The 421-nt window shown below is 61.8% G+C and carries 1 pseudogene; it reads right to left on the bottom strand.

Features of this window, described 5'->3' with window-relative positions:
* Positions 1-421 (bottom strand): annotated as a pseudogene (locus D0817_RS26750) (M24 family metallopeptidase); the annotation flags it as partial.

The following is a 421-nucleotide window of genomic DNA, read 5'->3' as shown; positions in this document are numbered from 1 at the left end:
CGGTCGGGGCAGCAGATGAATCTTCTTTTGCCGTCCGCTGATGTAGCGGAAACCGGACTCGTCGAAATAGCCGTCCTCCTCGAGCATGATGCGGATGTTCTTTTTCCATTCGGGTACCGTCGACTCGGAATTGAGCTCGATCGAATAGGCCGTCTTGAAATGCAGCGGGAAGTCGCCGCTGCCTGGCACGCCGCCCTGCATGTCCCACATGCCGATGGTCGGGCCGGCCGCGTGTCCATGCGAACCCAGCGGATGGGTGTAAATGGTCGCGGCGATGCCCTCCGCTTTGGCCTGCGCGAGCGCGCCGGCCAGAATCTGGTTGCCGGTGCGGCCCTGCTGGAACTGGCCGGTCAAGATATCCTGGAGGCGGTTGCTCTTGGCAAAGGCCGCTTTGAGCGAGTCTGGAATATCCTTCTCGCCC

Origin of the sequence: Flavobacterium cupreum (assembly GCF_003996965.1) — a bacterium.
Lineage (GTDB): Bacteria > Bacteroidota > Bacteroidia > Flavobacteriales > Flavobacteriaceae > Flavobacterium > Flavobacterium cupreum.
This window is presented reverse-complemented; position numbering and strand designations above follow the sequence as displayed.